This window comes from Stomatohabitans albus, from assembly GCF_036336025.1.
Classification (GTDB): Bacteria; Actinomycetota; Nitriliruptoria; order Euzebyales; family Euzebyaceae; genus Stomatohabitans; species Stomatohabitans albus.
In genome coordinates this window covers 14040-33422 of sequence record NZ_JAYKKE010000001.1, presented here as the reverse complement: position 1 = coordinate 33422, position 19383 = coordinate 14040, and the positions used below count along the sequence as shown (strand labels likewise).

Sequence of the window (19383 nt, the reverse complement as noted above, 5' to 3'; positions counted from 1 at the left end):
TATACTTGAATTACGTTGTGTGTAGGTCCATATCAATCAATGTGATTTTTGGATTACGCACCGTAATTTGAAAGGTTTATTGATTTGGACATCGACCGTTTGTATAACCAAACGTTTCGCCAAGCCTCATGGTTAGAACTCTTCTTTGATCTCGTGTTTGTTGCAGCCATTGGCATGATAACAACGGGGTTGGCAGACACTCAAGATGGGCATATCCGATTTGATCAACTTGCAAAGTTGATTTTTGTTTTTATTCCTATGTGGTGGATTTGGATAACCCACACATTATATTCCAATCGGTTCGATGACGACTTAAGCCATCATAGAGTTCAAACATTAGGATTAATGAGTGCAATTGTAGTACTTATTTTATTTTCTAGTGATGTGCCCTACGATGGTTTTAGCATCTTCACATCGCTCTATTCGGCGATTCGTTTATTTCAATCGTTCATGTACATTCGTGTCTATGTGACACACAAAGATGAGATTGGATTCGCCAAAGATGTTGCAATCCAAATCGGGGTAACAGCACTGATTACGCTCAGTTCAGCGTTGTTTAGCGGCTACGTCGCTATGGTCGTATTTTATGGCGGCATCATTCTCGAAATGATCTGGCAATACAGTATCCGAGGAAAACTACGGAGTCGCCCTATCGATAAATCCCATATGATTGAGCGCCTTGGACTTCTTGCCATCATTATTCTTGGTGAATCAATGATCAGTATTGTTGGTGGGTTGACCATTGAACAATTTAATCCGGCCGACATCCTGAGTGCGGTCTCTGGATTCGCTATTATCTGTTTAATTTGGTGGGTGTATTTTTCGTACTACGATCGGTTTGAGCGTTCGACCCGAATCTTTACAGGCGATATTTTAATCTTCATGCACTTGTTCTTATGTCAGGGGCTTTTAATTTTGGCAGCACTGATTGAACATGCCATCCTGAATGATCTTGACCGAAGTGTATTTGGAACACTTGCCATCATCGGATTAACACTTTTTTATATTGGTAAACAGATCCCCTATATGTTCGCGTTCCCTGTCCTAACGTTCCCAATCGTGGTGACTACTGGTGCGTGTTTCGTTGCAACCTTTCTCGCCACGCTGCTTCCTAGCGTTGAATACCAGATGCTTGGCCTTCTCGGTGCCGTCTTCCTTTATATCCTTATGACCCAGTGGACCCTCTCCTATGACATCAGTGCCTACACCGATGATGGTATGCAGCATGATGGAAATGAGTACCACACTGCCTAAACATGTCGTCATCGCTGGCTAGTCGCGCCCGCATGAAGCGTGATGGCACAAGATGGCATGAATAGGACAAGCCTTTGGCGCTGAGATCCGAAACATCACCCTAATTACCTGTTATTCAATCTGAATTTCTTTTACGGTACATAGCACACCGTAAGAGGAGAACCCTATGGATAACTGGTTAGCACTCGAAGGGAAAACCGTCATCGTCACTGGCGGTTCAAGCGGCATCGGTCAGGCGGTGGCAACCCATCTCCACGCCGTCGGCGTGAATGTGGTGGTCGCTGATCTGCACGTACCGGCAGAAGATACGAGCAATATCACGACCATTGCCACAGACATCACCTCTCGAGAGTCCGTTCAAGCGATGGTTGATCAGGTCATCGAAAGGTACGGGCGTATTGATGGGCTGGTGAATAACGCCGGAATTAACCTGCCGCGGCTACTTGTTGATGGCTACAACCCCGACCATCCGCAATATGAACTTGATGACGATGCCTTTACGGCCATGATGGCCGTCAATATCAAGGGGGTGTACCTCGCCGCCCAAGCTGTTGCCCGACATATGGTGGCAAATCAGGCTGGCGTTATTGTCAACGTGTCATCTGAAGCTGGTATGGAAGGCTCTGACGGGCAAAGCATGTACTCGGCCACCAAAGGTGCCGTGAACGGCTTTACTCGGTCCTGGGCGAAAGAACTTGGACGTTGGGGTGTGCGCGTGGTCGGCATCGCACCAGGCATTCTTGAACCTACCGGCCTGCGCAGCCCAATCTATGAAGCGGCGCTGGCCTACACCCGTGGTACGACGGTGGATGGGCTCAACCAGGATTACTCATCTTCAATTCCACTAGGTCGGGTTGGCACATTGGAGGAAGTGGCCACCACCATCGCCTTTCTACTCAGTCCTCGGGGCGGCTACCTTGCGGGCACCACCGTGAATGTCACAGGTGGGAAATCACGAGGCTAGGTATGGCACGAGGGCGCGCGTCACAGTTGGTTCACTACCTGGAAACCCGGTTTAGTGCACCATCGCAAGCCCTCATGCAGCGCCTTGATATTAGTGAGCGTTCACTGCGTGATCTGATTAAAACGGTGAATAGCCAGCTTGAAGGGGCAGGGCGCATATCCCATGAACGTGGCCGTATCCGTCTTGACATTCATGATCCTGCTCGTTTTCGTACCCTCCACGAACGGTTTGAACAAGATGACCGTTCACTCAATGAACCAGAGAAACGCCAGGCCGTACAGTTTGCCTACCTGAGCAATGCGCACGGCCCGGTCACCATTGACGACCTCGCCGCCGTCACTCAAGTATCACGTTCCACGGCACTTCAAGACTTGTCTGTCCTCCGTGCACAACTCGAGCCTTTCTCCATTGAGCTGATTGGTAAGCCAAATCGGGGTATCGAACTCGTTGGTGATGAACTGCATATCCGGTTCTTTTATCTTGAGCATGCGAAAAGCGAAATCCCTACAGACATGCTGAATATGGGCATTATCGCGTTGTTGAATCAAGAGATTGAACGCCACAATCTTGGCCAAGGGGTACGTAACTTATTAGATCCGTGGTTGAACCTCATGTTGGTTCGCGTCCGTGATGGCTATCCGCTCAATGCGATTGACCGGACCTATAACAATTTGCGCCACTCGGCCCGCTTTGAAATGGCTGAAGCACTAGTCAACGCAGCTGGCCGCCGTCACGCCATGGTGATTCCTGAGGCTGAGTCCTATTTCATTGCGATTCCACTGGCAGGGTTACGCACCACGATGGATGTAGCCCAACCCCAAGACACCCATCACAGCTCATTGGCCGATGAGATTCTGGCCGTCATCAGTGCTGAATTGAATATCACATTAAGCCATCCCACACTGCTTGATTCCTTTGCACGACATATGGACGCGATGGTGAATCGGATGCGCTATCGCGTGTATGTCGATGAGTGGGATATTCCAGAGATGGCCTACGACCATCCCCTCGCCTTTGAAATGGCACAGATTGCGCGTCGGGTTATTCATGACCAGCACGGCATTGAGGTCATTGATGCCGAAGTAGGGTTATTGGCCACCTGGTTTGGGGTCTTCATTGAAGAGCAACGACTGCTGTATGAACAGCCCGTGCGAGTCGGCATTTGTACGCCACGCGGTGCCATTGCGGCCCGCTTGATTCGGGCGCGGTTGATGAAAGAGCTCGGAACAGATGCGGTGTTCTCCATCTATGACTGCCATGATCCCAATCAAATCACCGCTGATGCCGTAGACGTGTTGTTACACACCGACCCAATTACTGTGCCGCGAGGGGTTGCCACAATCACCATTGGTATGGGCTTTGACCCCAATGAATTAGCCCTGCGGATACGTCGGCACCGACTCGACCGCACCGGCCAGTCACTCTATGCTGCAGGCGCGGCCAGCCTGGTGTGTGCCCTGATGGGCCCAAACCAATTCTTTTTGTTGCCTCCGGACAGCACCCATGAAGATCAGATTGCCTTCATTGCCGACAAGCTTGAAGCCTCAGGTGTTGTTGATGACGGATTCAAACAGCGGCTCCTTGATGGGGAGTATGCCTCCACATTCCAAACTGCTTCAGAAGTTTCCTTCCCGCACACCATGGTCACCACTGACCAGCTTGTCCTAGCCGTTGGCGTGTGTGCACACCCCGAACCTGGCGCGGGTGCTCGCATCATGGTTGTACTTGGGATTCCTTCCGGCGACGTTCCCGATGAAGGGGTGCTCATCGACGTGTATGAAGAGGTTATTCGCCTCTCAAGTAGTCCAGAAGACGTGAAAGCGTTAAGTCAACTAACTAGTGCCGCAGCGTTCTTGCAATATGCGGCCTCAAATCACGTATTTAGTGAAAGAGTTGAATGATGAATTATTGGTTTCTTGTCATTGTTTGTGGCCTATTGTTTTTACTCCAAATGGGCCTCGGATTACTGCAAAGTAAGGCATTTAGTCAAGAGTTCGTAGCCTTACGACGGCAAGGTCAGAAAGTGGCTACGGGTAAACACAAAGCCCTCTTTAGTCAAGGGGCCATCGTGATGTTTGCCGTCACGAATAGCGGCCAAATTATCGCGGGACGGGCCATTCGCGGCATCACCATTTTTGCGCGCTTTCGCCCGTGCAACACCTTCAACGGTCAGCGCATTACCCGTTTGGATCCTGCCCAGTTGGCTGACCAACCGCCGGCCATCCGCAAAGCCATAGAAAACGCCGTTGAAACATGGGTCGCTGTCCACAAGGGGCTTCCACCAGTAGAGCCACCAGAAGCGTTTGTTGCCTTTATTACGAAGGTCCAATCGTCAGTTGCGGCCCTCAAAGCATCCATCATGCGCCAACCCCAACCAACCAACACGTAATACAAGTGCAATCAATTCTGCAGACCACGTACCAAAGGAGGGTTGCATATGTTGTATTTAGATTCTGCAAATATTGAAGGCATACGACAACTCGCAAATACCGGTGTATTTGCTGGAGTGACTACAAACCCAACCATTTTGAAACAGTCAGGATTGGGTTTTAATGACATCGAACAGCTCGATTCCCAATTTCTTGAGTTAGGTCTCACCCAACGCTTCTATCAGACTGTGGGACGAACAGTTCCAGAGATCCTTGCCACTGCTGAGCGCATCCTGGCGTTAGGCAACGGTGTCTGGGTGAAGATTCCCGCCGTGGGCGCCGGCCTTGAAGCAGCCGCCAAACTTCGTGGAGAACCGCTGTTATTGACTGCGGTTTATCACCCCACCCAAGCGCTTCTGGCTGAAGGGTTAGGTGTGGACTGGATCGCACCGTATATCGGGCGAATGGACGACATTGCCAATAACGGCGTTGAGTCTGCCGCGTTGATGGCCTATGCCCTTGAGTCGTCTGATATAGGCATTCTTGCCGCAAGTATCCGCAGCGTTGATGTGCTGTTTGAACTGATGGCCGTCGGTATCACCGATTTCACGATTTCTATAGAACTTGCCCAACAACTCATTCATCAAACGAATGCAATGGACGCTTGGCACGCCTTTGAACAGGACGCTGCCGAGATGGATTCGTCTACTGCACCAACCAGAAAGGACGCGTAATGAACCCATTACAGTTGCTCGTCGGTCTTGCAGAGGGATTCATTAACCTCTTTAAAGACGGGGCAGAAACATTTGTTTCTTGGATGACAGGGATCGTGCCCCTTGTCCTCCTCCTCATCATCTTCATGAACACCCTTATCCGGCTGATTGGTGAAGAAAAAATCCTGAAGTGGGCTGAAAAAGCGGGCGGGAACCCCATTTCTCGCTACCTCATCTTGCCCTTTATTGGGAGTATCTTTTTTGCGAACCCGATGACCTTGTCACTGGGCCGGTTTTTGCCCGAGTATTACAAGCCGTCCTACTACGCCAGCGCCTCATACTTCTGCCACACCAGTAATGGTGTGCTCCCACACATCAACCCCGGGGAGCTCTTTATCTTCTTGGGGATTGCTCAAGGCGTAACCGACTTGGGTTTGGATACCGGGGAACTCGCAGTGCGGTATTTGCTGGTAGGGCTTGTGATGAACTTTGTGAGCGGGTGGTTCACGGACTTAACCACGGCCTGGGTACAGCGCCAGCAAGGTGTTGAACTTTCTAAGACGTTGAAGGCGGTGGCATAAATGACTGAATACAACGCAATTACGGTAACCAAGGGTCCCGGCGGTTGGGGTGGTCCACTGACGATCAAACCCGAAGGAGACAAAAATGTGTTGTTGTACCTCGTGGGTGGTGGGCAGCGCCCTGACGTGGTGGACAAGATCGTTGAGCTGACCGGCTGTGAGGCGGTCAACGGGTTTGAAACCTCGGTGGCTGATGACCGTATCTTTGCCGCACTCATTGACTGTGGTGGAACCTTGCGGTGTGGGATTTACCCACAAAAGGGCATCCCTACAATGAATGTGCACACCACTGGTAAATCTGGTCCACTCGCCCAGTACATCAACGAAGATATTTATGTTTCTGCGATTGGTGTTGACCAAGTTGTTCCAGCAGACGCTGACGCAAAGGTCCTCGCCGGGGTGGCTGCAGGTGCTGCGAGTAGCGCAGGGGGAGCAGGTGAGGCGGCGCGCCCCAAGAAACTGACCGAGCAGATGCGTGAACAAAAGAATCAGAGCATCATCCAAAAAATTGGTCTTGGGGCAGGCACCGTTGTCGCCATTTTCTATCAGGCGGCACGTGATGCAGTGCAAACGATGCTGAACACGATTATCCCATTCATGGCGTTCGTCGCGCTCCTTATCGGGATTATCCACGGGTCTGGGTTCGGTGACTGGTTCTCACGCCTCTTAACACCCTTAGCTGGTTCAGCATTGGGCCTAATGATCTTGGGCTTTATCTGTTCGCTGCCGTTCTTGTCACCCTTGCTTGGACCTGGCGCGGTGATCGGGCAGGTGATTGGTACGTTGATTGGTGTTGAAATTGGTAAGGGTAATGTGCACCCGTCCTTGGCTCTGCCAGCACTCTTTGCCATTAACACCCAGTGCGCCTGTGACTTCATTCCGGTGGGGCTGGGCCTTGCTGAAGCTGAACCAGAAACGGTTGAAGTTGGGGTACCGAGTGTGCTCTATTCTCGTTTTGCCAACGGTGTCCCTCGGGTTTTTGTTGCCTGGCTTGCGAGTTTCGGCCTCTACTCAAACGCCGGTTAAGGACGCAGTATGCAAACGATTTGGTCAACGGCATGTGTAGGCATTGGACCAAAAACGGAAGAGCTCGCCCAAATGGGGATGGTGGTGACCTTTGGGACGAATGCCCCAGATGAGATTGCGGAGTTTTGTGTTTCAATCACAGTTCAGCCCGTAAGCGGAGCAATCGCTCCTGGCAACTATCTCCAAATCGGTGACCAGGCATTTCCGGTCACCGCAGTTGGTGATGTAGCACAAGAGAATCTTGGGAACCTTGGTCACGCCACCTTTAATTTTGATGGTGCCACAGAGCCGTCTATGCCGGGCACGATTCATGTTGAAGGTGCGGTACCAGCTATTGAGGTTGGTACTGAATTGTCACTCATTGCGGCATAGTACGGTTGGGCCAGGATCGTCCTGGCCCAACTATTTCTTTCATCTATTCCCCACCAAGCACCACTTGCGGTCATTATTTGCCTTCCTGCACCGTACGATGCGTACAACACGTGAGGTGTTGAGGTGGAAGGGGATCATGCGCGTCTAGGTCAACACTTGGACGCATTTTCCGATTATTAGTACGGTTATGCTCAACTCGTAAAAGGTTCCCTATGGCTGTGTTTCCCTTATCCGTCACTCCATCTCAGCTGGCTGGGATTATTCCAGCACGTCATCTGGCGGTGTGGAAAGCCAACCTGTTGGTTCCCTTGCTCATCGCGATCAGTGTGCTCCTGGCCGTGCCTGTGGGTGCAGATCCTATTTCGGTTCGTGCAGGCAGAACAGTCGGGCACCACCCCACATTGCCGCCTACTTCAGGGGTTTTTGATTACCAGTTGGGTGGTTCGTTTAATCGGGTACCTCGGCATCGGCACATCAACGTGGTTGTTCGTGATGATACCGACAGGCCATTACCTGGTGCCTACAACATTTGTTATATCAATGGTTTCCAAACCCAACCTGATGCCCAGGCTTTCTGGCATACGCATCAAGAACTGCTCTTGCACGACAAGTCAGGCGGCTTGGTCGTTGACCCTAACTGGCCAGATGAATATGTGCTTGACCCATCCACCAAGGCCAAACGAGAGGGTATTGTTCGCATTATCGGGCCAATCATAAAAGGCTGTAAGACGAGAGGGTTTGATGCGGTCGAAATCGATAACCTCGATACTTTTACGCGGTTTACCCAAATCAACAGAGACCGCGCTCTTGAACTTGCCCGTGATTATGTGCGCATCGCCCATGCATCCGGCTTGGCGATTGCACAAAAGAACACCGCCGAGATTGCCGCCTTGGGGAAAACCCACATCGGGTTTGACTTTGCGATAGCCGAAAGCTGTGCCGCCTGGGATGAATGTGCGGCCTATACCTCGGTCTATGGGCCACACGTGCTCCAAATCGAATACCCCGACACCTTGCGTGACGCCAACATCGCATTTACACGGGTGTGCAACGACCCACACCGTGCCCCGCTCACGATTCTTCGTGACCGCAACCTCGTACCCCGTGGCCACCGAGAGTTCACCTACGCTCGCTGTTAATTAGGTCTAATTAGGTCAAGGTGTTGGGTCAGAAGCGTTCAAACGCGTCTAGCCCAACACTTTAACTAGATTCACGGGTTGAGAGCCACTGAGAAAAGAAGGCCAACAAATGAGCGTTGATTGACTGGTGGGCTTGGCGAGTGGGGGTGGGACCTTCCAGATGAGACCGCAATAGCGCGCCGAACCACAGGGGGACATCAGTAAATTGTGCATGGAATATCCCAGGAATATGAACCTCGGTGCTTAGCCCTTCCGGTTGATGAGCCATGGCCTGTTCAACCGTGGAGGTAGTAGCGTGAATATCCTCGTCACTCCATCCTCCGGATTGGTTTCGTTCAGTGCGCATTTCATCGGGGGTACGGGTGAACCACAACGCCGGTTTGCCGATCCCAGCATCGGCCACCGCTTCGTGCATCTCTGCATCCGCCATAGCAACTGCGCTGATTTGTGGATTGGTTTGCGCAATGAGTCCTGCGGTGATTGCGCCAAGGGATACCCCATAGATGCCAACCTTGCCCAGATTAAGTGACGCTAATACCCCAGCATCATCACTCGTTGGTAAAGCAAGCGCACGTGCAATGACCCAGTTGCTTTGGTTGGCAACCAAGCTGATCATTGCGTTTGTACCGATCGGATCCATAACCTCAGCCCGGGGGCGAACAAAGCAGTCTGAACCATCTTGAGCTGATTGGACATGTGCACAGATAAAGGGCAAATCTATGCCAATGACTACATAGCCCTGTGCCGCTAGTGCCTCAATTTGAACGGTGTGCATATTTCGATGACCCCCAAACCCAGTTAATACCACCACCACTGGCCACGGGTCGGTGCCCGTCAATGCTTCAGCATCAACGATGGCATGGGCACGGCAAAACCAAATGCCTGAATACGAAAGGAATTGAATTGGAAACTGCTGCCCACGTTCATTGCGCAATAGGCGGGCAGCCCCCTCTGCTACGCGCATACCGTGGGCCAAATAGGGGGTGCACACACCCCTGGTTTCTTGGGAAATTGGGTACCAGAATTGAACCGTCGCCTCTGACCAACGATCTGAACCACTTGGCGCAAGGGCATCACGCAGTTCGCGGTTTATGAATTGGCGTGTGGTTGTGCCAATGGCATAGGGGCCAACTGGTTTTGGCAGCGAAAAAGGCGGTGCAAGTAGGCGAATCAATATGAGTGCGCCGGTGCCAAACGCAATAAGCCAAAACACCCAATCTCGGTTACCAAAGAGTCCGACGATCACTGTAAGTGGAATAAAAATAAACGGGGAGAAACAGACCACTACCTGTTGATGTTGAGAGGGCCCAGCCAACAGCACCAGTACAGCGGCGGTCACCAAGAGCAGGACGCATACATTCAACCAAACCATGCAGCCCACAGTAGGCACATTCCTCTATGAACAAAACCCTACCCATGGTGAACCAAACCGAGGGGCGACCACCGCGTATGGGTGAAGCACATCAATGTCGTTGTCGCATAATATGCTGTCACGAGATAGGCCTGGTTTGACGACCGGCCATATCCGGTTCCCATGCCGGACTTCCAGGTACAGGTTGTAAGTCCGTACGCTAGCTGACTTGGCGTTGCACCCAAGCCAGTAGTGGTTCATCTAACACGTGGTCTGCGGCTGCTTTGACCACTGGTGCCGCATCTGGCATGGCGATGGCGAAGGTAGCTTTAGCCAGTAATGGCAGGTCGTTTTCACTGTCACCAATGGCGAAGACAACCGGGTGCTCTAACCCCAATATCGCGATCTGATGGCCAAACGCCACGCCCTTATTACTGCCCGGCGCTGTCCACTCAATCATGTTGTACTGCGTCCGGTGAATCTCAGTGGTGTTGGCACAGATGGTTCGAATATCCTCTTCTTCGTCTTCTAAACAAAGGGTGAGGATTTTTAGTACGGGCTGGTCGTTGGCGAAGGGTTTGATTATCGCTGGCCAGGCACCTGTTTCAAGGATATCTACCATCCGATCATCGCTATGGTCGATTTGCAGGTTGCCATCGGCTAAACAATAAACACAAATAAATCCACGAGAATCCAAGTATTCCCGTATCTCGTTACAATCTGTGGGGGTGAGGGCATTAAAGACATGGCTCGTGCGCTGATTGGTCACGATGGCTGCCCCATTACTAACCGCATGCGGGCCAGGGAGGGGCGCTTGCGCCAGAACAGGGGCAAGGCCACCGAGTGAACGACCTGTACTCAATACCACCGGGCTTTGAGCATTGAGCGCCATGAGCGCCTCAGCCATGGGAGCGGTCAGTGGCCCATTCGTTGTGGTGATTGTGCCGTCAACATCAAAGATGTAGACATCAGGGCGCGCGTGATTATCCAATGCTGTCCATCCACTGTTCAATCGGCACGCTGAGGTGTTCATCGGCGGCTTCACGCGCTTCAATGGCTGCACCTTGAACGGCAATACCGTGATCAGCAAGGCGCAACATCGACGCATCGTTCTCGCTATCTCCAACCGCATAGACCAGGTTGGGTGTAATGCCTAGAGCTGCGATTTGGTGTTCGAGCGCAAGCCCCTTACTTGAGCGCGGTGAGTTCCACTCAACAAACAGCTCATGGGTACGTTGATAGAGGGTACGGTCGGCAAATAAGGACCGTAGTTCGTCGCCCTCATCGTCACGGGTGGCCACCGTAATGACCTTCACCGTGGGTGCCGTATCAAGCCCTCCAACAACAGGCATCGGCTCGTCAAAGGCCGTCACAACCTGTACGCGCTCATCATGAACAGGGGTGCGTAGGCTGCCATCAGCCAGGAATACTAAAATGGGAAGGTCGCGAGCTAAGAGTGCATCAATGAGACCATCTCGTAGGTCATCGTCCAGGGTGGCTAACACATCAATATCTTCATTAGCTGTCGTCAATAACGCCCCGTTACAGGCACCGTGTGGGCCGTTAAGGTTCCAGGCCCTCGCCCATCTCGCCAGGCTGAACGGGGCGCGTCCACTCGACAGAAGGCAGGGCACTCGCTGGGATAACCGAAGGAGTGCTTCGGTACGCTCTGGCACCTCAACACCCTCATCAAGGAGGGTGCCATCAACGTCAAATACAATCAGATCGGGCGTAGCCATGAGGTGAGTGTAAAGGGTTGTGCCAGGTCAGGGAGATTTATTTGATGTTTGTATCCTGCTGATCGCTCAAGAGAAATGAGGCCGTATTTTCTGAAAACCGGGTTGAATTGAACTCCGGGATGGGTGAGCACGAGTACCATCGCATGACGTGCGCGCCCGTATGTGGCCAGCGCCCCCAGATTTTTACACGACTTGATTTACAGAATGTTGCGCCATAGCGCGCCCCCAATTGCATAGGGAGATACATGAGCGACTCCGACGCCAATCCCACACCTCGGCGTTCCCGGGTTCGACCGGCAATGCCTCAAGATGCACAACGTACACCAACCCCGGCAACGACCCGCCGTAAAAGCCTCCGCGTCGACCCGTTCAGTGTTGAACCACTGAGCCGACCACGCCGACGGACAACCACACAAGAAACGGTGAAACCATCCCGTTCCCGAAAACGTGCTCGTGATGACGCGGATGAGACCAAGGCCGAATCACATGAGTCATCATCACGGCGGTCTCGTACAAAGGGTGACGATACTCAAGCCCAGAAGTCGCGGCGTTCGCGGCCAACAGGCTCAACGAAGCAAAAACATAAGAAGGACAGTGATACTGCCCAGAACCGTCGTGGGCGCAAACAGGATACAGACGCCACTGACCGCTCCAAACAGGCCGACACACAGGACGGGTCATCATCGGGTGGCCGGAAACGGTCACGGTCAACAACAAGCGATTCCAAACCGGTTGCTGCCTTACCCGCGGCCAAGGCAGCACCAGCACTCCCTGAACCCAAACGCGCAATCGAACTTGATAATCCGGGATCAGGAACCCAAACGCAATCATCATCATCACGTCAGACGAATGCCACTGATGGTGGTGACGACCGTAAAGGACGTCGAACTCGCAAACGGGTGCGTACGAGTGCTGATGCATCATCAGATACATCGCCACAAGACACCGCATCAAGCAAAACCACAATGGCGGGCAAAGGTGGGGGGAAGCGAGCGGATGACGCCTCATCCAACAGCCACGATGAAGGCAGCAGTGAAGGTAAGCGGAAACGTCGTCCACGTCGCCGCAAGCGGAAAACGGGTGGGGAGGGCAAGCCCCAATCCACGCGGCTGAATAAACAAGGCGGTCGACGTGGGAGCAGCGCCCAGCTTTCCAATGAGGTTCGCGCGGCCATCGACGTGGCACCCCCACGCAAAATGTTGGTGACACGACGCGATAAAACCACCCAGATTGCGGTATTAGAGGACCGCACCCTGGTTGAGCACTATGTGACCCAAAGCAATGAACAGAGCTTTGTTGGCAATATCTATAAAGGCCGTGTACAAAATGTGCTACCCGGTATGGAAGCGGCATTTGTGGATATCGGTAAAGGCCGCAATGGGGTGCTGTACGCCGGTGAAGTCCTCTATGACGAGGCTGACCTTGACGGTGAACCGGCTCGCATTGAATCACAGCTAAAGCCAGGGCAGACCGTAATCGTGCAAGTCACTAAAGACCCGATGGGCACGAAAGGGGCGCGGCTGACCCAACAACTCAGTTTGGCTGGCCGGTTCTGTGTCCTCAGCCCCTTTGATTCCATGTTGGGTATTAGTCGCAAATTGCCTGAAGCAGAGCGGGACCGGTTACGCAAAATCTTGAAGGGGGTACGCCCGGAGGGCTACGGCTTGATCGTGCGTACCGCTGCGGAAGGATGTACTCCTGAACAGCTCGTTGCTGATGTCGAACGGCTGGTCGCGCGGTGGAAGCGTGTTGAAGAAAAGATTGAACAAGCCAAGGCCCTAGACATGGTCTACGCCGAACCCGATTTAGTGTTGCGGGTGATTCGTGACGTCTTTGGCAGTGAGCACACCGATCTGATTGTTGACGATGAGGAACTAGCCGAACGCATTCGTGACTATCTGAGTGAAACCAGCCCCGAAGATGTTTCAAAAGTTCAGGTGTATAGCCCTGACGGCGGAGACGGTGAGCCGCGCAGCCTCTTCGGGGATTGGCAAATCACCGCCCAGATTCGTCGTGCTTTAGAGATAAAGGTGTGGCTCAAGAGTGGTGGCTACCTGATTATCGAAAAGACCGAAGCCATGTGGGTCATTGATGTCAACACAGGCCGGTTCGTGGGTAAGGACAACCTCGAAGAAACAATCTTGAAGAACAATATCGAGGCGGCCATTGAGATTGCACGCCAGCTCCGTTTGCGCGACATGGGGGGCATTATCGTGATCGACTTTGTTGACATGATTGTGCCTGCCCATCGTGATGAAGTGCTGAAGCGGTTTAAGGCCGAGCTCGCCCGCGATAAAACAAAGACCCGAGTGATGGATATTTCCAAGCTTGGTCTTGTCCAGATGACCCGCAAGAATGTTTCCAAGGGACTGATGGAAGTCTTTACGGAACCAACAGATGATGTGATCCCTGGTCGTCGTCTGATTAAGAAACTCTTAGACGAATAATTTCCAGGTACGTTAGAGTTATTTCGTCACCTTCTTGGTGATGAAAATAGGTGCTGCGTTCCGTTTGGCCAAACGGTACGCTAGTCCGTCCGCGCCGACTGGCGCATGTCGTATTTGTCGTTAATGTGCAGGAGAAGCCCATGTTCGCCGTCATTGCTACCGGTGGCAAGCAGTATAAGGTCGCCGTTGGTGACGAAATCAACGTTGAGAAACTTGATGTTGATGTCGATGCCGCCGTTGATCTTCCCGCCCTCATGGTCGTAGATGACGATGACAAGGTAACGGTTGGTCCCGATACCAAGGCCACCGTTAAAGCGGTTGTTGTTGACCAGTTCAAAGGTCCCAAGCTGCGCATTTTCCACTACCGCAACAAGACCGGGTACCGTCGTAAGAAGGGTCACCGTCAGAACTTGACCCGTATTCGTGTCGAGGCTATTAACGCCTAATCCGAACCACCCCCTAGGAGCAAACTCATGGCACATAAAAAGGCTGGCGGTTCGTCCTCGAACGGCCGTGATTCCAACCCTAAGTACCTTGGCACCAAGCGTTTTGGCGGCGAGGTTGTTACCACTGGTTCCATCCTGGTTCGTCAGCGTGGCACCAAGATTCACCCCGGTGAAAACGTTGGCATCGGTAAGGATGACACGTTGTTCGCATTAGTTGACGGTACGGTAAGTTTCCGTCATTCCGGTAAGCGCACGTACGCTGAGGTGCTGCCGGTCGCCTAGTTGGCACAAGTTTTAAGGACCCTGGCCTTGGCCGGGGTCTTTTGCGTGTGGTTGCATACACTGTTTTTATGACGAGACGTATTGGCATCATGGGTGGCACGTTTGACCCCATCCATCTTGGTCACTTGGTAACAGCAGAACAGGCACGTGTTGACTGTTGCCTTGATGAGGTCATTTTTGTGCCGGCTGGACGGCCATGGCAAAAATACAACATGGCCACCCCTGCTGAACAGCGGTATTTAATGGCGGTGTTAGCCACGGCGAGTAATCCGATGTTCAGTGTGAGCCGTATCGAAATTGACCGTGATGGACCCACCTACACGATTGATACGTTGCGCTATTTCCGTGAGCTCTTTGAGCCAGAAGACGAAATTGTCTTTATTACTGGGGCAGACGCCATCCTCAACATTTTGACGTGGAAAGATGCCGAACAGGCAATGGCGCTCGCTCACTTTGTTGCAGCGACGCGGCCGGGCTACAGCCTTGAGGCACTCCACGAACATAACCTGACTGAACGGGTCACCTTGCTTGATGTCCCGGCCTTGGCGATTAGTTCCACTGATATTCGCACTCGCTTTGAGCAAGGGCGGGCAACCCGGTATTTGATTCCAAACGAAGTTGAACAGTTTGCGCGCAAACACGGGCTCTATGGAACCGATGGATCCGGGTTGACTGATCCGGTAGGTGAACTAACTGACGATGAGCGCCGTCAAGCGGCTGCGGCTTCTCCGCGTTCGACCGTTGCGACGGTTGGTGAGGGCGTAATGATTGATCCGGCGTTGAAACCGTGAACCGACAAGTACGTCCTGCTGATTTCGCCACACCTGTGTCACCATGGCGGGCGCTTATTCAGCGTGCCGGGGCTGGCATGGTCACCATCGGTGTCATTGCTGTGGCGGTGTTGATTGGGCTGGCATTGTGGAATAGCCCACTCGTCCAAGGTGATGACACAAAGGATGGTTCACCTGACCAAACGCAAGCAGGTGAACAAGACACTCTGTTGTGGGTTCGCACAAACTTGAGTACAGGGAAAGCCGAAGGGCTGACCCTCTTTGGCAAAAGTAGTGATCTGGGCACACAGGTGCTGTTTATCCCGACGGGTGTGTATTCCCTTATTCCTGGTATTGGGACGGACCAATTAGGCAATGCATCCCAATATGGTGGGGCAGAGCTGATGGCTGCCGCGGTAGAGAACTTGATGGGGATTCACCTAGACACGGTAGTTTCAGCGTCGAGTGAAGATATTGCCGCTTGGATTCAGGCTGGTGGCGGGGTTCAAGTTGATGTGCCCACTACGTTGACGAGCCGTTCTGGTAGCGATGGCACCCGAAAGATCATTGATTCGGGTGACCAATTTATGACGGGGCCGGAAGTGATGGGCTATCTCTCGTTGATCCAACAGGGTGAGACAGAGATTGATACTTTTACGCGGCGTGAAGTGGTGTGGAAAGCGCTTGCGAAGGTGCTGGCTAAAGAAGACGTGGCGAACACAGTGTTGGGTGACCAGCCACCCCATTTAACGATTGATCGTGATGCGGCGTTGGTTCGCCCGATTCTTTCATCCCTCGTTGAGGAAAGCACAACGTATTCGGTGCTGCCGGTCAAGCCGGTTGGGAACCGTTCGGGGGAGGAAACGCACTACAGCCCGGATTGGACGGCCATTCGCACGATGACGGAGCGTCGTTGGGCTGGGTCGTTACCTGAAGGGTCAACGGGGGCGGCACGGCCGATTCAGATTTTGAATGGGGTGGGGGAGCCTGGGGTTGGGCAAAAAGTTGATGCCCGGCTTGCGGGGTTGAACCTGCGTGTAGTGGTGAGTGAGAATGCGGATACGTTCTCGCGTCAGACCACGGAAGTTGTGGTGTATGCCGATGATGCCCAAACCCGGAAGCTGGGGGAGGAGATTGTCGCCAAGCTTGGGGTTGGCCGGCTGGTGAAGTCAACGCAGCCACAAAGTGTGGTTGATGTGTCCATCGTAGTGGGGGCAGATTTCCTGGCCGCTGAGGCACAGCGTGCTGCGGAAGCTGAGGCGGCCGCGAAGGCTGAACAAGAACGCCAGGCTGCCGAAGCGGCTGCGGCGGCCCAGGCGGCTCAAACACCGCCAGTGGCACCTGCGGATGTGCAGCCGGGTGCGCCAACTCCTCCTGCCGGTGAGCCTGGGAGTGCACCGGGTACTCCAGGTGCCCCAGAAGCGCCCGGAGATGCCCCCGCCCAGGCACCGGCTCAGCCAGGCCCAGCGCCCACACCTGGTGGGCCTGATGCGGCTTCTCCAGCGGCCCCAGGTACGCCGTAGGGGCTACGTGGGGTGGGCGATACGGCTAGGGTGAATAGAGTGGGTGTTGAGCCACAAAACGGTTGCTGGCTAACACTGCTGATAGATAAGAGGGTTGAGGAATAAACATGAATATGATTGCCAGTATTTATAATGGTAACTTTTGTATAAATATTTAATAGTATCATGAAAAAGGATGTAAAGATTTTATCTCCAATAGCTATCAATCTATTGAATTGAATAGTACAACTACAAATTGTTCTCATGGAGGGAAAGATTGAAAAAGAATAAATCAGTATCTCCCATTGTTAAATGGGTTGGTGGAAAAAGGCAATTGCTACCTAAGATAAAAAACTACATACCCCTAGAAATTGCGACATTTTATGAGCCATTTCTTGGTGGGGGTGCTGTCCTGTTTGATATCCAACCCTGTAATGCCGTTGTTAGTGATATCAACTCTGAACTCATCAACCTATACAAAGTAGTAAAAGATGATGTAGAATCACTAATAGAGGATTTATCTAAACATAAAAATGACTCGAGCTATTTCTACGAGATTCGTTCATTAGATCGAGATAAAAATACTTATAAAAAGCTTTCAAATATTGAACGAGCTTCCAGAATATATTATTTAAATAAGACTTGCTACAATGGGCTTTTCAGAGTTAATCAATTAGGGCAATTTAATGCGCCATTTGGAAAATATAAAAATCCCAATTTTACGAACCCTAATATCTTGAGGGCGGTTAGCGAGTATTTTAATGAATCAAATATTGAATTTAAATGTGTAGATTTTGAAGAGGCAATAGTCGGGATTAGAAAAGGTGATTTTGTTTATTTTGATCCACCCTATGATCCTATCTCTGATAGCGCTAATTTTACTGGTTATGCTAAAGGTGGGTTTAATAGAGATGAGCAAATTCGATTGAAAATACTATGCGATCAATTAACCGAAAAAGGAGTCAAGCTCCTTTTGTCAAATGCCTCAACTGAGTTTATTTTAGATTTATATAGGGATTATAATATTGAGTTTATAAAAGCAAAAAGAGCAATAAATTCAAATGGTGACGAACGAGGTGAAGTAGATGAAGTACTGGTGAGGAACTATGACTAATAAATTGAAAACCTTAAATGATAAAGCTTGGGAAAAGATATTTGATAAGTATAGTATTATTGGGTCTATTCGGGAAAGGGGTATTTATGAAATTTCAGCAAAAGAGATAGGAGAGTTTAGGGAGGCAAGGCTAATGACTAAATTTGATCATAGAAGCAATTTGCCTACTTTATTCAAAAGAAATCATTTATCTATATTACCTATTACACGTGGTAGCTATATTATTGCTGATTTTGAGGCTTATCATGACTTTGAGCCGCCTGAAAATAAAACTAATACAGTATCTATACCTAGTTTTATCCATAGTATAGACTTTAATAGTATAACTAGCGAGGCAACTGCAATAAATGTTGCCTACTTGTCAGGTATTTTGGCAGATTTTATTGAGGAAGAAATGTTGTGGCCTACTGTTAATGGTAGGATGAGTTCTGGAAAATTTGATTATATTATATGTGGAAAGAAGACTAGTAATATACGAAATATTTCTGTTGAGAATTCTCAGATAGAAATTGATGGGGGATATGAAGGGTATAATTCTCTTACTCTAATTGAAGCAAAGAATTCTCTTTCTGATAACTTCTTGGTAAGGCAGTTGTATTATCCTTATAGGTTGTGGCAAAGTAAATTGCAGAAATCTGTTAAACCAATATTTTTAACTTATTCAAATGGTGTATTCAGTCTCTATGAGTATGTATTTAAAGAAGTAAAAAATTATAACTCTCTAGTATTGGTTAAACAAAGAAACTATTCACTCGAGCAGGAAAGAATTAAATTAGAAGATATCATTTCGATAGCTGATAGGGTTCTAGTAGCAAACGAACCTAAAGACATTCCATTTCCACAAGCTGATAGTTTTAGAAGAATAATTAATATCTGTGAATTATTAAATAAAGATATTTCATTATCTCGAGAGCATATTACATATAAATATGATTTTGATGTGAGGCAAACTAATTACTATACTAGTGCATGTGTTTATTTAGGATTAATTGACAAGGAATATGATCGAAATGCAGGTGTAAGATATCATTTAACAAGTAGGGGTAAGTCGATTTTGGGGTTAAGTATTAAGTATAGAAATCTAAGATTTGTTGAATCTATATTGGAAAAGCGAGTGTTTAATAAGGTATTTAGAATGTACCTATTATATTCAGAGCTTCCATCTACAAGTAAAATAGTGGAGATTATGAAGGAAGTACAAATTTATGGTGTTGAGGCTGATTCCACGTATAGCCGTAGGGCCTCAACAGTAGTATCATGGATCAATTGGATATTAGATTTGACAAACTAATTAGTGTATTGTATGGATGATAT

The 19383-nt window shown here is 50.5% G+C and carries 18 protein-coding genes and 1 pseudogene; 16 read left to right on the top strand and 3 right to left on the bottom strand.

What is annotated here, in order from left to right:
- Window positions 1-174 precede the first annotated feature (174 nt).
- The 9 genes from VCU37_RS00145 (at window position 175) to VCU37_RS00105 (ending at window position 8418) form a co-directional block, all read left to right on the top strand.
- A complete protein-coding gene (locus VCU37_RS00145) occupies window positions 175-1254 on the top strand; it encodes a low temperature requirement protein A (protein WP_418896462.1) in 1080 nt (359 codons plus the stop codon).
- 166 nt (window positions 1255-1420) lie between these two features.
- The gene (locus VCU37_RS00140) at window positions 1421-2218 is read left to right on the top strand and encodes an SDR family oxidoreductase (RefSeq protein WP_336248610.1); all 798 of its coding nucleotides are present in this window, start codon (window positions 1421-1423) and stop codon (window positions 2216-2218) included.
- 2 nt (window positions 2219-2220) lie between these two features.
- Complete coding sequence (locus tag VCU37_RS00135; protein ID WP_336248609.1) at window positions 2221-4119, top strand: BglG family transcription antiterminator; 1899 nt, start codon at window positions 2221-2223, stop codon at window positions 4117-4119.
- Window positions 4116-4607, top strand: a complete 492-nt coding sequence (locus VCU37_RS00130; RefSeq protein WP_336248608.1) for a transcriptional regulator GutM — start codon at window positions 4116-4118, stop codon at window positions 4605-4607. Before VCU37_RS00135 ends, VCU37_RS00130 begins: the two co-directional genes overlap by 4 nt.
- Before the next feature lie 48 nt (window positions 4608-4655).
- The gene (locus tag VCU37_RS00125; protein ID WP_336248607.1) at window positions 4656-5321 is read left to right on the top strand and encodes a transaldolase family protein; all 666 of its coding nucleotides are present in this window, start codon (window positions 4656-4658) and stop codon (window positions 5319-5321) included.
- Window positions 5321-5881, top strand: coding sequence for a PTS glucitol/sorbitol transporter subunit IIC (gene srlA / locus VCU37_RS00120; protein ID WP_336248606.1), 561 nt, complete (start codon window positions 5321-5323; stop codon window positions 5879-5881). The genes VCU37_RS00125 and srlA overlap by 1 nt, the downstream gene beginning before the upstream one ends.
- Entirely contained in the window at window positions 5882-6907 is a 1026-nt protein-coding gene (srlE, locus tag VCU37_RS00115; RefSeq protein ID WP_336248605.1) for a PTS glucitol/sorbitol transporter subunit IIB, read from the top strand.
- Window positions 6908-6916: 9 nt separating this feature from the next.
- Window positions 6917-7279, top strand: a complete 363-nt coding sequence (locus VCU37_RS00110; RefSeq protein WP_336248604.1) for a PTS glucitol/sorbitol transporter subunit IIA — start codon at window positions 6917-6919, stop codon at window positions 7277-7279.
- A 212-nt stretch (window positions 7280-7491) separates the two neighbouring features.
- Entirely contained in the window at window positions 7492-8418 is a 927-nt protein-coding gene (locus VCU37_RS00105) for an endo alpha-1,4 polygalactosaminidase (protein WP_336248603.1), read from the top strand.
- Between the two features lie 61 nt (window positions 8419-8479).
- Here VCU37_RS00105 and VCU37_RS00100 read toward each other — a convergent pair whose 3' ends face one another.
- From VCU37_RS00100 to VCU37_RS00090, 3 genes are all read right to left on the bottom strand, one after another.
- Window positions 8480-9790: an alpha/beta fold hydrolase gene (locus VCU37_RS00100; RefSeq protein ID WP_336248602.1), complete on the bottom strand. Its 1311-nt coding sequence runs from the start codon at window positions 9788-9790 to the stop codon at window positions 8480-8482.
- A 199-nt stretch (window positions 9791-9989) separates the two neighbouring features.
- Window positions 9990-10760, bottom strand: a complete 771-nt coding sequence (locus VCU37_RS00095; RefSeq protein WP_336248601.1) for an HAD family hydrolase — start codon at window positions 10758-10760, stop codon at window positions 9990-9992.
- On the bottom strand, window positions 10753-11508 hold the full coding sequence (locus VCU37_RS00090) for an HAD family hydrolase (protein ID WP_336248600.1): 756 nt from the start codon (window positions 11506-11508) through the stop codon (window positions 10753-10755). Before VCU37_RS00090 ends, VCU37_RS00095 begins: the two co-directional genes overlap by 8 nt.
- Window positions 11509-11753: 245 nt before the next feature.
- On the opposite strand from VCU37_RS00090, the gene VCU37_RS00085 reads away from it, so the two are divergent.
- From VCU37_RS00085 to VCU37_RS00055, 7 genes and pseudogenes are all read left to right on the top strand, one after another.
- Window positions 11754-13955 carry an Rne/Rng family ribonuclease gene (locus VCU37_RS00085; RefSeq protein ID WP_336248599.1) on the top strand — a complete coding sequence of 734 codons (2202 nt, stop codon included), beginning with the start codon at window positions 11754-11756 and terminating at the stop codon, window positions 13953-13955.
- 140 nt (window positions 13956-14095) lie between these two features.
- Entirely contained in the window at window positions 14096-14401 is a 306-nt protein-coding gene (rplU, locus tag VCU37_RS00080) for a 50S ribosomal protein L21 (protein ID WP_336248598.1), read from the top strand.
- A 27-nt stretch (window positions 14402-14428) separates the two neighbouring features.
- Window positions 14429-14683, top strand: a complete 255-nt coding sequence (gene rpmA / locus VCU37_RS00075; RefSeq protein WP_336248597.1) for a 50S ribosomal protein L27 — start codon at window positions 14429-14431, stop codon at window positions 14681-14683.
- A 68-nt stretch (window positions 14684-14751) separates the two neighbouring features.
- A pseudogene (gene nadD, locus VCU37_RS00070) lies at window positions 14752-15333 on the top strand (nicotinate-nucleotide adenylyltransferase); the annotation flags it as partial.
- 137 nt (window positions 15334-15470) lie between these two features.
- Window positions 15471-16976 carry an LCP family protein gene (locus VCU37_RS00065; protein ID WP_336248596.1) on the top strand — a complete coding sequence of 502 codons (1506 nt, stop codon included), beginning with the start codon at window positions 15471-15473 and terminating at the stop codon, window positions 16974-16976.
- Between the two features lie 256 nt (window positions 16977-17232).
- Window positions 17233-18069 (top strand): DNA adenine methylase, encoded by an 837-nt coding sequence (locus VCU37_RS00060; protein ID WP_336248595.1) that lies wholly within the window; start codon window positions 17233-17235, stop codon window positions 18067-18069.
- On the top strand, window positions 18062-19360 hold the full coding sequence (locus VCU37_RS00055) for a type II restriction enzyme (RefSeq protein WP_336248594.1): 1299 nt from the start codon (window positions 18062-18064) through the stop codon (window positions 19358-19360). The genes VCU37_RS00060 and VCU37_RS00055 overlap by 8 nt, the downstream gene beginning before the upstream one ends.
- Window positions 19361-19383: the final 23 nt, after the last annotated feature.

What these genes read in the sequence shown, in the direction of transcription:
- VCU37_RS00125 (WP_336248607.1), top strand. Translation starts at nt 4,656, where the DNA reads ATGTTGTATTTAGATTCTGCAAATATTGAAGGCATACGACAACTCGCA.
- VCU37_RS00090 (WP_336248600.1), bottom strand. Translation starts at nt 11,508, where the DNA reads ATGGCTACGCCCGATCTGATTGTATTTGACGTTGATGGCACCCTCCTT.
- srlA (WP_336248606.1), top strand. Translation starts at nt 5,321, where the DNA reads ATGAACCCATTACAGTTGCTCGTCGGTCTTGCAGAGGGATTCATTAAC.
- VCU37_RS00135 (WP_336248609.1), top strand. Translation starts at nt 2,221, where the DNA reads ATGGCACGAGGGCGCGCGTCACAGTTGGTTCACTACCTGGAAACCCGG.
- VCU37_RS00130 (WP_336248608.1), top strand. Translation starts at nt 4,116, where the DNA reads ATGATGAATTATTGGTTTCTTGTCATTGTTTGTGGCCTATTGTTTTTA.
- VCU37_RS00140 (WP_336248610.1), top strand. Translation starts at nt 1,421, where the DNA reads ATGGATAACTGGTTAGCACTCGAAGGGAAAACCGTCATCGTCACTGGC.
- VCU37_RS00085 (WP_336248599.1), top strand. Translation starts at nt 11,754, where the DNA reads ATGAGCGACTCCGACGCCAATCCCACACCTCGGCGTTCCCGGGTTCGA.
- VCU37_RS00145 (WP_418896462.1), top strand. Translation starts at nt 175, where the DNA reads ATGATAACAACGGGGTTGGCAGACACTCAAGATGGGCATATCCGATTT.
- rplU (WP_336248598.1), top strand. Translation starts at nt 14,096, where the DNA reads ATGTTCGCCGTCATTGCTACCGGTGGCAAGCAGTATAAGGTCGCCGTT.
- VCU37_RS00110 (WP_336248604.1), top strand. Translation starts at nt 6,917, where the DNA reads ATGCAAACGATTTGGTCAACGGCATGTGTAGGCATTGGACCAAAAACG.
- rpmA (WP_336248597.1), top strand. Translation starts at nt 14,429, where the DNA reads ATGGCACATAAAAAGGCTGGCGGTTCGTCCTCGAACGGCCGTGATTCC.
- VCU37_RS00105 (WP_336248603.1), top strand. Translation starts at nt 7,492, where the DNA reads ATGGCTGTGTTTCCCTTATCCGTCACTCCATCTCAGCTGGCTGGGATT.
- VCU37_RS00055 (WP_336248594.1), top strand. Translation starts at nt 18,062, where the DNA reads ATGACTAATAAATTGAAAACCTTAAATGATAAAGCTTGGGAAAAGATA.
- VCU37_RS00100 (WP_336248602.1), bottom strand. Translation starts at nt 9,790, where the DNA reads ATGGTTTGGTTGAATGTATGCGTCCTGCTCTTGGTGACCGCCGCTGTA.
- srlE (WP_336248605.1), top strand. Translation starts at nt 5,882, where the DNA reads ATGACTGAATACAACGCAATTACGGTAACCAAGGGTCCCGGCGGTTGG.